This is a genomic window from Micromonospora sp. KC606 (genome assembly GCF_004348675.1).
Lineage (GTDB): Bacteria > Actinomycetota > Actinomycetes > Mycobacteriales > Micromonosporaceae > Micromonospora.
The window spans coordinates 1-10213 of the sequence record NZ_SMKN01000205.1; the positions used below are offsets into that span (position 1 = coordinate 1).

General features: G+C 73.7%; 10 protein-coding genes. 8 read left to right on the forward strand and 2 right to left on the reverse strand.

What is annotated here, in order from left to right:
* Together E1193_RS26025 and E1193_RS26030 are read left to right on the forward strand one after the other, a co-directional pair.
* On the forward strand, positions 1 to 570 hold a 570-nt coding region (locus E1193_RS26025), incomplete at its 5' end, for an ATP-binding cassette domain-containing protein (protein ID WP_132185822.1).
* 11 nt (positions 571 to 581) lie between these two features.
* Positions 582 to 1460, forward strand: coding sequence for a virginiamycin B lyase (locus E1193_RS26030; RefSeq protein ID WP_132185823.1), 879 nt, complete (start codon positions 582 to 584; stop codon positions 1458 to 1460).
* Positions 1461 to 1533: 73 nt separating this feature from the next.
* Here the strand turns inward: E1193_RS26030 and E1193_RS26035 are convergent, their stop codons facing one another.
* Positions 1534 to 2370 (reverse strand): endonuclease/exonuclease/phosphatase family protein, encoded by an 837-nt coding sequence (locus tag E1193_RS26035; RefSeq protein WP_132185824.1) that lies wholly within the window; start codon positions 2368 to 2370, stop codon positions 1534 to 1536.
* 325 nt (positions 2371 to 2695) lie between these two features.
* Between E1193_RS26035 and rox the strand changes: the two genes are divergently transcribed.
* On the forward strand, positions 2696 to 4135 hold the full coding sequence (gene rox, locus E1193_RS26040; RefSeq protein ID WP_132185825.1) for a rifampin monooxygenase: 1440 nt from the start codon (positions 2696 to 2698) through the stop codon (positions 4133 to 4135).
* Between the two features lie 136 nt (positions 4136 to 4271).
* Here rox and E1193_RS32600 read toward each other — a convergent pair whose 3' ends face one another.
* Positions 4272 to 4598 carry a hypothetical protein gene (locus E1193_RS32600; RefSeq protein WP_207922869.1) on the reverse strand — a complete coding sequence of 109 codons (327 nt, stop codon included), beginning with the start codon at positions 4596 to 4598 and terminating at the stop codon, positions 4272 to 4274.
* A 56-nt stretch (positions 4599 to 4654) separates the two neighbouring features.
* Between E1193_RS32600 and E1193_RS33435 the strand changes: the two genes are divergently transcribed.
* The 5 genes from E1193_RS33435 to E1193_RS26065 all read left to right on the forward strand — a co-directional run bounded on the left by E1193_RS33435 (position 4655) and on the right by E1193_RS26065 (position 10115).
* Entirely contained in the window at positions 4655 to 4945 is a 291-nt protein-coding gene (locus E1193_RS33435) for a hypothetical protein (RefSeq protein WP_243707907.1), read from the forward strand.
* A 166-nt stretch (positions 4946 to 5111) separates the two neighbouring features.
* Positions 5112 to 6764 (forward strand): serine/threonine-protein kinase, encoded by a 1653-nt coding sequence (locus E1193_RS33860; RefSeq protein WP_279433394.1) that lies wholly within the window; start codon positions 5112 to 5114, stop codon positions 6762 to 6764.
* Positions 6765 to 6804: 40 nt separating this feature from the next.
* A complete protein-coding gene (locus E1193_RS26055) occupies positions 6805 to 7734 on the forward strand; it encodes a hypothetical protein (RefSeq protein ID WP_132185827.1) in 930 nt (309 codons plus the stop codon).
* A 73-nt stretch (positions 7735 to 7807) separates the two neighbouring features.
* Entirely contained in the window at positions 7808 to 8704 is an 897-nt protein-coding gene (locus E1193_RS26060) for a hypothetical protein (protein ID WP_132185828.1), read from the forward strand.
* Between the two features lie 211 nt (positions 8705 to 8915).
* A complete protein-coding gene (locus E1193_RS26065; protein WP_132185829.1) occupies positions 8916 to 10115 on the forward strand; it encodes an MFS transporter in 1200 nt (399 codons plus the stop codon).
* The last annotated feature ends 98 nt before the right edge of the window (positions 10116 to 10213 follow it).

A 10213-nucleotide genomic window follows, 5' to 3' on the forward strand; every position in this document is an offset into this window, starting at 1 on the left:
GGCGTGGCCGTGGCCGGTCGGCTACACCCGGTCGACCTGACCGTGCGGGCGGGCGAGCGGCTGCTGCTCACCGGGGCCAACGGCGCCGGCAAGAGCACCCTGCTGCGGGTCCTCGCCGGAGACCTGGCCCCCGACGCCGGCCGGGTCGACCGCCACGCCCCGGTCGGCCACCTGCCCCAGGACGTCCCCGCCGTCCATCCCGCGCGCACGGTGCTGGCCGCGTACGCGCACGGCCGGCCCGGCAACCACGAGGAGCACCGGGACGTCCTGCTGTCGCTGGGGCTCTTCCCGCCCGACCTGCTCGGCGTGCCGGTCGGGAAGCTCTCCACCGGGCAGCGCCAGCGCCTCGGGCTGGCCCGGCTCTTCACCGCCCCCGCCGGGGTCCTGCTGCTCGACGAGCCCACCAACCACCTCTCCCTCGGCCTGGTCGAGGAGGTGGAGGCCGCCCTGGCCGCGTACCCGGGGGCGGTGGTCGTGGTCAGCCACGACCGGCGGCTGCGCAACCGCTGGCCGGGCACGACCCGGTCGATGGTGGCGGGTCGCCTGCTCTCCCCACCGCTGACCGTCTGAGAAGGAGCGTCATGCCACCGATCGTCACCGAACTGCCCGTGGCCGGGCCCGGCCACGGACCGTACGCGATCACCGTCGGCCCCGACGGCGCGCTGTGGTGCACGCTCGTGCACGCCGGAGCGATCGTCCGGCTCACCGCCGACGGTGACCTGCGCCGCCACGAGCTGGACGACCCGGCCTGCGGGCCGGCGCTGATCACAGCCGGCCCCGACGGGGCGTTGTGGTTCACCCGGATGCGCGACCACCGCGTCGGCCGGCTCGCCCCGGACGGCACGACGGCCTCCTGGGGCGTGCCGGCCGCCGGACCCTACGGCATCACGGCCGGCCCCGACGGGGCGTTGTGGTTCACCGAGATGGCCACCGACCGGATCGGCCGGATCACCACCGACGGCGAGGTGTCCCACGTCGACCTGCCCGGCACCGGCGGTCTGCCGTCGATGATCGTCACCGGGCCCGACGACGCGCTCTGGTTCACCCTCAACCAGGCCCACGCGGTGGGCCGGGTCACCACCGACGGCGCCGTGGACGTCCATCCCCTGCCGACGGCCGGAGCCGCGCCCGTCGGCATCACCTGCGGCACCGACGGCGCGCTCTGGTTCGTCGAGATCGGCGCCGGTCAGCTCGGCCGGATCACCGTCGACGGCGAGGTCCGCGAGTATCCGCTGCCGGACCGGTCGGCCCGGCCGCACGCGATCGCCGCCGACCCCGCCGGCGGTTGCTGGTTCACACAGTGGGGCGGCAACCGGGTCGGCCACGTCACCGCCGATGGCCGCATCGAGGAGTACGCTCTGCCGACGCCGGCCTCCGAGCCGCACGGGATCGTCGTCGCGCCCGACGGTGTCGTGTGGGTGGCGCTGGAGACCGGTTCGGTCGCCCGCCTCGCCCGGTGAGCCCACGCTCCACCGCACCGGCCCGGGGGAGGGCCGCGCTGGTGGTGGGGCGAGCGAACGTCGTCCCGGCCCGCTACCGGTCCTGGTCGGCGTCGACGGTGAGGCCGGCCAGGAGCCCAGGGTGGTCGGTCGCGCCGTTCATGCCGACCGGCCGCAGATCGTCGACCGTGATGTCGGTCGTCGCCACGATCTGCTGCACGCCGCCGTCGTCGACCCGCCGGTGGCCCGGCGGCACGCAGGCCCGCACGTCGGGTGAGCCGCCGTGCCGCAGGTTCAGGTCCCCACCGAGCACGGTGGGCAGGTAACCGGCGTCGCGGCGGATCCGCGGTACGACGTGGTCGATCAAATGGCGGCACTGGGCGAGCGCGACGGCGCTGCGGAACGCCGCCAGGTGGGTGGTGCAGGCGTGGGCGACGCCGGGGGCGTGAACGCAGAGCCAGACCCGCAGCTCGGGATCCGTGCCGTCCTGGACCGGGTAGGTCCCGCTGAGGATCCTGTGCCCCCGCTGCGGCGCCGCGAGGTGCGCCAGCAGCCCGATGCCGTACGGCTGGCCGTCGCGGCACCGGGTCACGTCGCCGCTCGGGCGGTCACCGGCGGCCTGGAACGCCGCCACGACCCTGCCTCCGCGGTGGACGTCCGCCAGGACCCGCTCCAGCGCGGGCACATCGTCCCGGCAGATCTCGTTCAGGGTGACCAGGTGCGGCGTCTCGGCGCGGATCACCTCGGCCGCCCGGGGCACCGCCCGGCCGGTGTAGCAGCCGGCGCGACCGCTGTTGCACAGGTTCATCTGAAGTACGCGCAGCGAGGTGGAACCTGTTCCGGCCGCCGGTTCGGCCGGCACCGCGGCGGCGGCGATCAGGCAGAGAGCGGCCATGAGCCGCCGGAGAACGTCGTACGAGAGATCCGCCATGCACCCGCCCTGGAATCGGTCGACGCGAGTGTAGTCAGCGACCCGTGCGACTCCGCGCCGCTCTCGACGGGAGGGCGTCTGGTCGTCCACGACGGAGAGGAAAGCAGAAGGCAAGGAGGTCGGCCCCTCCCTGCCACTCTCAACATATAGCGCACCGGGGGTCTTGTGGCAAGACCCGGGTCGTGCCGCAGACTCTCCGGCCGAGACCAGAACATTCGCGGTCTGTGCGTGCCTTCGTCCATCTGGCATCCGGGTGCGGCTGCCCGCACACGAGCTGACCGCAGCGGCTGGTCCACCATCGCGACCTTGTCGAACGGGGGGTTTCATGATTGATGTGATCATTGCCGGCGGTGGCCCGACCGGGCTGATGCTGGCCGGCGAGTTGCGCCTGCACGGCGTACGTGTGCTCGTGGTGGAGCGGGAGGTGGAGCCGACCCGGCAGGTTCGTGCGCTGGGTCTGCACGTGCGCAGCATCGAGGTGATGGACCAGCGTGGACTGCTGGAGCGGTTCCTTGCGCTCGGTCGGCAGTACCCCGTCGGCAGCTTCTTCGCCGGCATCGACAAGCCCGCGCCCGACCGGCTGGACACCGCGCATCCGTACGTCCTTGGCATCCCGCAGCCCACTGTCGATCGGCTGCTGGCCGAGCGCGCCACCGAGCTGGGTGCGGAGATCCGGCGTGGGAGCGAGCTGGTCGGGCTGAGCCAGGACGAGCACGGGGTGACGGCCGAGTTGGCCGACGGCACGCGGCTGTGCTCACGTTACCTCGTCGGCTGCGACGGCGGCCGCAGCACCGTACGCAAGCTGCTCGGCGTCGCCTTCCCCGGTGAGCCCGCGACGGTCGAGACGCTGCTGGGTCACATGGAGGTGGCCGTGTCGCCGGAGATGGTGTCCAACGTGGTGGCCGAGGTCCGCAAGACCCAGAAGCGGTTCGGTGTCGGGCCGATCGGGGACGGGGTGTACCGCGTCGTCGTGCCCGCCGAGGGGTTGGCCGAGGACCGCACGGTCGCGCCGGGCCTGGAAGAGTTCAAGCACCAGCTGCGGGCGACCGCCGGCACCGACTTCGGTGTGCATTCACCGCGCTGGCTGTCCCGATTCGGTGACGCCACCCGGCTGGCCGAGCGCTACCGGGTCGGCCGGGTGCTGCTGGCCGGCGACGCGGCGCACATCCACCCGCCGACCGGTGGGCAGGGTCTCAACCTCGGCATCCAGGACGCGCACAACCTCGGCTGGAAACTGGCCGCCGAGATTGTCGGCTGGGCACCGCCGGGACTGCTGGACAGTTACCACGCCGAACGGCACCCGGTGGCCGCCGACGTGTTGGACAACACCCGCGCGCAGATGCAGCTGATGTCCACCGAACCCGGGCCCCGGGCGGTGCGCCGACTGCTGGAGGACCTGATGGACTTCGAGGACGTCAACCGGCACCTGATCGAGAAGGTCACCGCGATCGGGGTTCGCTACGACCTCGGCACGGGCCACGACCTGCTCGGCCGGCGGCTGCGTGACGTGCGGCTGAAGCGGGGGCGGCTCTACGAGCGGATGTACGCCGGCCGGGGACTGCTGCTCGACCAGACCGGCCGGCTCTCCGTGACGGGCTGGGCGGACCGGGTAGACCTCCTCGTCGAGGTGAGCGACGAACTCGACGCCCCCGCCGTGCTGCTGCGGCCCGACGGCCACGTGGCCTGGGTCGGCGACGACCAGCACGACCTGCTCGGCCACCTGCCCCGGTGGTTCGGTGCCGCCGGCGCGGCTCGCCGTGGGTGACCACCCAGTCCGGTGCCGTGGCACGAACGACATCGACCAGGCGGTCGAAGACGTCCTCCCCGGACGGCTTTGTCGGCGCCGAGGTCGTGCCCGCTCCGTCCCGGCAGCCGGTGGCTGCTTTCCTGGCAGGCGGCCGTCAGCCGGCGAAGCGGTCGCACGCCTGCCGCAGGTGTCGCCGGGTCTCCCGCGTGCCGAGGTGCCCCACGCCCTCGACCACGACGAGTTCGGAGCCCGGCCAGGCGCGGTGCGGTTCCCAGGCCGTGGTCAGCGGGCTGCCCAGGTCGAGCCGCCCGTGGATCAGCACGCCGGGGATGCCGGCCGACCGGCCGGCGTCGCGGATCAGCTCGCCCTCCGCCAGCCAGGCGCCGTGTGAGAAGTCATGGGCGCAGGTCCGCACCAGTGCCGTTCGGGCCGCCGACGGCCGGTCGACGTACGCGGTGCCGGCACTCTCGGCCGAGACCACCGCGTCCTCCCACGCGCACCAGTCGTGGACCGCCCGGTCCGCACCGCCGGGTCCGCGTGCTCCAGCAGCCGGGCGTACGCGCCGACGACGTCGCCGTCCCGGTCGACGCCGGCCCCGGCGAGGAACCGTTCCCACTGCTGCGGGAAGAATCGGCCCACGCCCCGGTACAGCCAGTCGATCTCCGAGCGCCGCATGCTGGTGACCGCGGCGATGACGATCTCCGAGACCCGGTCCGGATACGTCGGCTCGTCGACGAGGCGGTCGCCGCGCTGCGCCGACGCCCGATGCGGCAACGGATCACCGACGTCGCGCCCGACCTCGCCCCACCGGAGGCCGAGAAAGGATGAGGTGTCGGCACCGGTGCGGAGCTGGCCGGAGAACCGCTTCCGGCAGCGGCCGTCCGAACGCCGGGAAAACAACCGATGCGCCGATGGCCCCGACCACCGCCCGGGTGAGAATGATCAGCGTGGCACTGATTCTCGACCGCTCCCGGCAGACCGGGGGGACCGCAGCGTGACCGCCGACTGGCAGCTGTCCGGTTACACGCCCGTACGCCAGCTCGGCGCCGGCGCGTCCGGCCGTGTCCTGCTCGCCACCCACGACGCGAGTGGTGTCCCCGTCGCCATCAAGTATCTGAACAGCTCCGTCGGCGACGACCCGGCCTTCCGGCTGGCGTTCCGGGAGGAGGCGATGCTGCTCGTCGAGGTCGACGATCCGCACGTCTCCCGGCTCTACGAGTACGCCGAGTCGCCGCTCGGTGCCGCGATCGTGATGGAGCTGGTCAACGGGGTGTCACTGCGGCAGATGCTGCGCGCGCACGGCCCCACCGAGCCGGAGGCGGCGCTCTGCGTCCTCAGGGGCTCCCTCGCCGGGCTGGCCGCCGCGCATGCCCGGGGCGTGGTGCACCGCGACTACAAGCCGGAGAACGTGTTGGTCGATGTCGAAGGGCGCAGCAAGCTAGCCGACTTCGGCATCGCCGTGCTGGCCGGCCGTGGCGGCGGCGCCTCGGTCAGCGGCACCCCCCGCTACATGGCGCCCGAGCAGTGGGCCGGGGCGCCGGCCAGCCCCGCCTGTGACATCTACGCCGCCACGGCCACCTTCTACGAGTGCCTCACCGGGCACCCCCCGTATGACGGCAAGGACCTGTTCACCCTGCGCGACCAGCACACCTTCGCGCCGGTTCCGCTCGACCCGGCGCCCCAGCCGATGCACGACCTGCTGCGCCACGGCATGGCCAAGCGGCCGGCCGACCGGCCCCAGAGCGCGCACGTGTTCCTCGCCGAGCTGGAACGCATCGCCGCGGCCGCGTACGGCGAGGGCTGGGAGGAGCAGGGCCTGCGGCAGTTGGCCCGCCGTGCCGCGCTGCTCGCCGCGTTGTTCCCCTTCCCCGACGCCGCCGGTGGCGCCACCAGCGTCGCGACCACGAGCCTCGGCATCTCCTGGGTGCTCCCGCGTCGCGGCAGCACCCGCGCCGCGCTGCTGGGCAGTGGACTCGTCGCGGCCCTGCTGCTCAGCGGAGCCGGTCTCACCTACGCCTCTCGGAACCCTCCGGCGTTGGCCCTTGTCGACGGCGCTTCCGCGCCCCACGTCTCGGCGCCCACCTCGGTCGACCCGACGCTGCCCGTGGCGGCACCGCCCATCACCGCCGTGTCGCCCAGCCAGAGCCTGATCCCCGTGCCGAGCCCGACGGAACCGGAGTTGACTGTGTCGCCCACCCGGCCGCAGTCGGCGACCGCGACCCCCAGCCGGACCCGCACGGTGCCGCCACCGCCGCCGAGCCCGCCGGCGAGCACCAGCCCGCCTCCGCCGGCGGACGGCACCGCGCCGGTCGTGGGCAAGATGGACGCCAGCCCCACCGTCCTGTATCCCGGTGACTGCCTCTTTGGCGAGCAGTCCAGCACGGTCACCGCGACCGCGTCCGACGACCGGAGCACCGCCGAGGACCTGCGGCTGTTCATCCGCTACCCCCTGGATGGTGTCGTCCATACCGTGCGGATGACGAACACGGGTGGGAACGCCTTCCGGGGCACCTTCGGTGACCTCCCGGCCCCGGAGTCGACCACCCGCATCCCGGTCGAGGTCGTCGCCGTCGACGCCGCCGGCCACGTGTCGGCCCCGGCCGGCCCGGTGCACGTGTCGCTCCAGTCGGACTGTCCCCTCGGCTAGGCGACCCGGTGCGACAGTTCTCGACCGGAGGCAACGCCGGATGACCGGACCGGACGAACGAAGCGAGCCAACCGTGCACCTCGGCGTCCCCCGCGGCGCGATTGACGAGACGGTACGCCTGGGCGCGATTGACGAGACGGTACGCCTGGGCGCGATTGACGAGACGGTACGCCTGGGCGCGATTGACGAGACGGTACGCCTGGGCGCGATTGACGAGACGGTGCACCTGGGCGCGACCAGCGAGACGGTGCACCTGGGCGGCGATCCGACCGGCTGGTTCGACGGAACCGACCGCGCCGCCGGCCTCGACGCGACCGGTTCGGCGGTGCGCACCCACTCCCTGCCGCCCGGCCAGCCCTGGACCGGGTACGGCGAACCCGCCGCCGCCCCGAGGGTCGGTGCCACGCCGACAACGCCCGGCGGCGTGGCGGGCACCGGACGGGGCGTTCCCCCGTCGGGGCCGAGCGGTCCGGGCGGGGAGGTGCGTTTCGGACCGGGGGTGCCCGCCACCCCACCCGTTCCGCCGGCCTGGCCCGCCTGGCCCCCGCCGCGCCGCCGACCGCTGTGGCGGCGGGTGGTCTCCGCGCTGTCCGCGCTGCTGACCGCCGTGCTGGTCGCGGTCGTCGGCTTCTGGTTGTGGCAGCGGCTCGCCCCGTTGGAGATCACTGGGGTGACGGTGGCCGTGCCACGACCGGCGGGACAGCGGTGCGACGTGACCGTGGACGTGGTCGCCACCGTGCGCACCAACGGGCGGGCCGGCGTGATCGAGTACCGGTGGCAGCGCTCCGGAGCACCGCCGGGGGCGCTGCTGACCGAGCGGGTCGGTTGGGGGCAGCGGAGCGCCACCCTCACTCTCCAATGGACGTTCAGCGGCGTCGGCACCGCCCGGGAAACCGCCACCGTCACCATCGTCGCCCCCGCCTCGCAGCAGGCCGGCACCGAGGTGGCGTACGCCTGCCGGCCCTCCTGACCGGCGTTTCCCCACCGACGGGTCCGGGTAGGTCGAGGCCGACCAGACCGACGGACGTGTGGAGAGAACACGCATGACAGACAACTTCGGCGACGCGGTGGGCGACGCCTTCCGCGCCGTGATGCTGTTCCTGCCCAAGGCGCTCGCCTTCGTGGCGATTTTGGTGGTGGGCTGGCTGGCGGCCAAGGCCATCCTGAAGATCGTGGACAGGGTCCTCGAGCGGGTCCACTTCGACCGGGCGGTCGAGCGGGGCGGTATCAAGACCGCCCTCGCCCGCTCCGGGTACGACGCCAGCGACATCGTCGCCAAACTGGCCTACTACGGGGTCCTGCTGGTGACCCTCCAGCTCGCCTTCGGTATCTGGGGGCCGAACCCGATCTCCGACCTGATCGCCGGGGTGATCGCCTGGCTGCCGCGCGCCTTCGTCGCCATTGTCATCGTCGTGGTCGCCGCGGCCATCGCCCACGCCGTCAAGGACCTCATCAGCAGCGCCCTCGGCGGCCTCTCCTACGGCCGGGTGCTCGCCACCATCGCCTCGGTGTTCCTTCTCGGCCTGGGCGTCATCGCCGCGCTCAACCAGATCGGCGTCGCCACCGCGGTGACCACGCCGGTGCTGGTCGCCGTGCTCGCCACGGCCGGCGGCATCCTCGTCGTCGGCGTCGGCGGCGGGCTGATCCGACCGATGCAGAGCCGCTGGGAGTCGTGGCTCAGCCGGGCCGAGCAGGAGTCCCGGCTGATCGCCACCCACGCCCGGGCGTACCAGGCCGGCCGGCGCGACGTGCGGACCCACCTGTACCCGGCCGGTGACGCCGACGCCACCCAGGTCGTGCCACGTGGCGGTGACGCCGACGCCACCCAGGTCGTGCCGTGCCACGACGAGCCCGACCTGAACCGGCCGGCGGCCGCACCCGGCGACAGCGACGCCACAATGATCATCCCACCGGCGAGCGGCGACGGGGCCCGCCGCTGATCGCACGACACCGCGCAGCCGGGTGGGCTCCGCACCGGACCCCACCCGGCTGCGTACCCCCGCGCCCAGGGGACACGCAGCCGGCGGTATCCGGCTAGTATTCGGCCATGACCTGGCGATGTTGATCCGCCCCTGAGGGCCACAGCCGCGGACCACCGGACGGACGCGCACTCGATGCGTCCGTCCGACCGGTTCCGTGGAAAGGCCCCCCATGACCACCATCTCCGATCGCCGGGTCCGCCGCCTGGCGGGCACCCTCTACGCGTACGCCTTCCTGAGCGACCTCATCCTGCTCTACCCGCTGTACGCGCTGCTGTTCAGCGACACCGGCCTGTCGGTCGGGCAGATCTCCTCGCTCTTCGTCATCTGGTCGGTGACCGGCATCCTGCTGGAGGTGCCCTCCGGGGCGCTTGCGGACGCGGTGTCCCGCCGCCTGCTGGTCGTTCTCGCACCGCTGTTCGCCGGCGCAGGTTTCGCTCTCTGGCTGCTGGCCCCCTCGTACCCGGCGTTCGCCCTCGGCTTCGTCTGCTGGGGAGCCGGCGGCGCGCTCGGCTCCGGCGCCCTCGAGGCGCTGGTCTTCACCGAACTCGACCGCCTGGGAGCGGCCGGCCGCTACGCCCGCACCATGGGTCGGGCGAGAAGCGCCGGTGTGCTCGGGGTGCTGGCCTCGATCGTCCTGGCCGGGCCGGTGTTCGCCGCCGGCGGCTACCCGGCCGTCGGCGCGGCGAGCCTGCTGGCCACCCTGCTCGCCGCTGCCGTGGCCGCCTCGCTGCCCGAACACCGTCAGGCCGGGGCACCCACGGTGGGGGAGGAGGACGTGGACACGGGCTGGCTGGCGAGCCTCCGCGCCGGCGTCGCCGAGGCCCGTGCCGATCGACGGGTACGCGCCGCGCTGCTGCTCGTGCCGGCGGTGACCGCCGTCTGGGGCGCTCTCGAGGAGTACACCCCGCTGCTGGCCCGGGACACCGGGGTCGCGGAGTCCACGGTGCCGCTGCTGCTTCTGCTCGGCTGGGCCGGGGTGACCCTCGGCGGGCTGCTCGCCGCGCCGGCCGAGCGGCTGACCACCCGTGGCTACGCCGGGCTGCTGGCCTTCGCCGCGGTGGCGCTCGCCACCGGGGCCGGGTTTCGGCACCCGGCGGGATTCGCGCTGCTCAGCGCCGCCTTCTGCGCCTTCCAGGTGGCCACCGTCCTGGCCGACGCGCGGTTGCAGGCGCGGATCGCCGGCCCCAGCCGGGCCACGGTGACCTCGGTCGCGGGGATGGCCACCGACCTCACCGTCATCGCCGTCTTCGGCGGCTACGCCCTCGTCGCCGGGTTCGCCGACAACGCCGTCGCCTTCGTGGTCGCGGCCGTGCCGTACGCCCTGGTGGCGATCTGGCTGGGCACCCGCCCGGTGGACGATGCCAGATGAGCACGCCGGTCGGCGATGCGGTGACCGTCGCGTCGCGTCGAGGGTCGGGCCCGTCGCTGTCGATGCTCTCCTGCGGGCTCCAGGCGGCCCACCCGGCC

What these genes read in the sequence shown, in the direction of transcription:
- rox (WP_132185825.1), top strand. Translation starts at nt 2,696, where the DNA reads ATGATTGATGTGATCATTGCCGGCGGTGGCCCGACCGGGCTGATGCTG.
- E1193_RS26065 (WP_132185829.1), top strand. Translation starts at nt 8,916, where the DNA reads ATGACCACCATCTCCGATCGCCGGGTCCGCCGCCTGGCGGGCACCCTC.
- E1193_RS26060 (WP_132185828.1), top strand. Translation starts at nt 7,808, where the DNA reads ATGACAGACAACTTCGGCGACGCGGTGGGCGACGCCTTCCGCGCCGTG.
- E1193_RS26035 (WP_132185824.1), bottom strand. Translation starts at nt 2,370, where the DNA reads ATGGCGGATCTCTCGTACGACGTTCTCCGGCGGCTCATGGCCGCTCTC.
- E1193_RS26055 (WP_132185827.1), top strand. Translation starts at nt 6,805, where the DNA reads ATGACCGGACCGGACGAACGAAGCGAGCCAACCGTGCACCTCGGCGTC.
- E1193_RS26030 (WP_132185823.1), top strand. Translation starts at nt 582, where the DNA reads ATGCCACCGATCGTCACCGAACTGCCCGTGGCCGGGCCCGGCCACGGA.